The organism is Bacillus hominis (genome assembly GCF_030348325.1).
GTDB lineage: Bacteria > Bacillota > Bacilli > Bacillales > Bacillaceae_G > Bacillus_A > Bacillus_A hominis.
The window spans coordinates 272,501-275,000 of sequence record NZ_JAUCFS010000005.1 but is presented as its reverse complement, the minus strand read 5'-3'; the positions used below and the strand labels follow the sequence as shown (position 1 = coordinate 275,000).

At 50.3% G+C, this 2,500-nt stretch carries 2 rRNA genes (1 of these 2 only partly in view); both read right to left on the bottom strand.

Annotated features, from left to right (window positions below):
• Positions 1–171 precede the first annotated feature (171 nt).
• Positions 172–287, bottom strand: a 5S ribosomal RNA gene (gene rrf / locus QUF93_RS03950).
• 49 nt (positions 288–336) lie between these two features.
• Positions 337–2,500, bottom strand: a 23S ribosomal RNA gene (locus tag QUF93_RS03945) (it continues 758 nt past the right edge of the window).

Genomic DNA, 2,500 nt, shown 5'->3' with positions numbered 1-2,500 from the left:
ACGATATAACTGGTAATGATCCTATAGCGAAATACATATAGTTTAATAAAGACACTTCACCTTTATTATGATCTTCCGCTTGATATGAATTGACAATCAATGTTTTCACTCTTGTTTCTAACGAAACAAATATACAAAAAAACACAAGTCAAAAGACTTGTGTTTTCGTTTGCCTGGCAATGTCCTACTCTCACAGGGACAAGGTCCCAACTACCATCGGCGCTAGAGAGCTTAACTTCCGTGTTCGGTATGGGAACGGGTGTGACCTCTCTGCCATCATCACCAAACTGATGAAGGTATATTCCTTCAAAACTAGATAACATTGCTACATATTATATGGTTAAGTCCTCGATCTATTAGTATTCGTCAGCTCCACATGTCACCATGCTTCCACCTCGAACCTATCAACCTGATCATCTTTCAGGGATCTTACTAGCTTACGCTATGGGAAATCTCATCTTGAGGGGGGCTTCATGCTTAGATGCTTTCAGCACTTATCCCTTCCGCACATAGCTACCCAGCTATGCCCTTGGCAGAACAACTGGTACACCAGCGGTGCGTCCATCCCGGTCCTCTCGTACTAAGGACAGCTCCTCTCAAATTTCCTACGCCCACGACGGATAGGGACCGAACTGTCTCACGACGTTCTGAACCCAGCTCGCGTACCGCTTTAATGGGCGAACAGCCCAACCCTTGGGACCGACTACAGCCCCAGGATGCGATGAGCCGACATCGAGGTGCCAAACCTCCCCGTCGATGTGGACTCTTGGGGGAGATAAGCCTGTTATCCCCGGGGTAGCTTTTATCCGTTGAGCGATGGCCCTTCCATGCGGAACCACCGGATCACTAAGCCCGACTTTCGTCCCTGCTCGACTTGTAGGTCTCGCAGTCAAGCTCCCTTATGCCTTTGCACTCTACGAATGATTTCCAACCATTCTGAGGGAACCTTTGGGCGCCTCCGTTACACTTTAGGAGGCGACCGCCCCAGTCAAACTGCCCACCTGACACTGTCTCCCGGGTCGATAAGACCCGTAGGTTAGAATTTCAATACAGTCAGGGCGGTATCCCACCAGCGCCTCCACCGAAGCTAGCGCTCCGGTTTCAATGGCTCCCGCCTATCCTGTACAAACTGTACCAAAATTCAATATCAGGCTACAGTAAAGCTCCACGGGGTCTTTCCGTCCTGTCGCGGGTAACCTGCATCTTCACAGGTACTATAATTTCACCGAGTCTCTGGTTGAGACAGTGCCCAAATCGTTACACCTTTCGTGCGGGTCGGAACTTACCCGACAAGGAATTTCGCTACCTTAGGACCGTTATAGTTACGGCCGCCGTTTACTGGGGCTTCAGTTCAGAGCTTCGCTTACGCTAACCCCTCTCCTTAACCTTCCAGCACCGGGCAGGTGTCAGCCCCTATACTTCGCCTTACGGCTTCGCAGAGACCTGTGTTTTTGCTAAACAGTCGCTTGGGCCTATTCACTGCGGCTTTCCGTTAAGAAAGCACCCCTTCTCCCGAAGTTACGGGGTCATTTTGCCGAGTTCCTTAACCAGAGTTCTCTCGCACACCTTAGGATTCTCTCCTCGCCTACCTGTGTCGGTTTGCGGTACAGGCACCTTTTATCTCGCTAGAAGCTTTTCTTGGCAGCGGGGAATCAAAGACTTCGCTCCATAAGGAGCTTCCCCATCACAGCTCAGCCTTCACGATAAGCGGATTTGCCTACTTATCAGCCTAACTGCTTGGACGTGCACAACCAATCGCACGCTTCTTCTATCCTTCTGCGTCCCTCCATTGCTCAAACGATAAAGAGGTGGTACAGGAATATCAACCTGTTGTCCATCGCCTACGCCTGTCGGCCTCGGCTTAGGTCCTGACTAACCCTGAGCGGACGAGCCTTCCTCAGGAAACCTTAGGCATTCGGTGGACGGGATTCTCACCCGTCTTTCGCTACTCATACCGGCATTCTCACTTCTAAGCGCTCCACCAGTCCTTCCGGTCTGACTTCACTGCACTTAGAACGCTCCCCTACCACTGATACCATTGGTATCAATTCGCAGCTTCGGTGGTGTATTTAGCCCCGGTACATTTTCGGCGCAGAGTCACTCGACTAGTGAGCTATTACGCACTCTTTAAATGGTGGCTGCTTCTAAGCCAACATCCTAGTTGTCTAAGCAACTCCACATCCTTTTCCACTTAATACACACTTTGGGACCTTAGCTGGCGATCTGGGCTGTTTCCCTCTTGACTACGGATCTTATCACTCGCAGTCTGACTCCTAAGGATAAGTCATTGGCATTCGGAGTTTGACTGAATTCGGTAATCCGATGAGGACCCCTAGTTCAATCAGTGCTCTACCTCCAAGACTCTAACACTTAAGGCTAGCCCTAAAGCTATTTCGGGGAGAACCAGCTATCTCCAGGTTCGATTGGAATTTCTCCGCTACCCACACCTCATCCCCGCACTTTTCAACGTGCGTGGGTTCGGGCCTCCATTCAGTGTTAC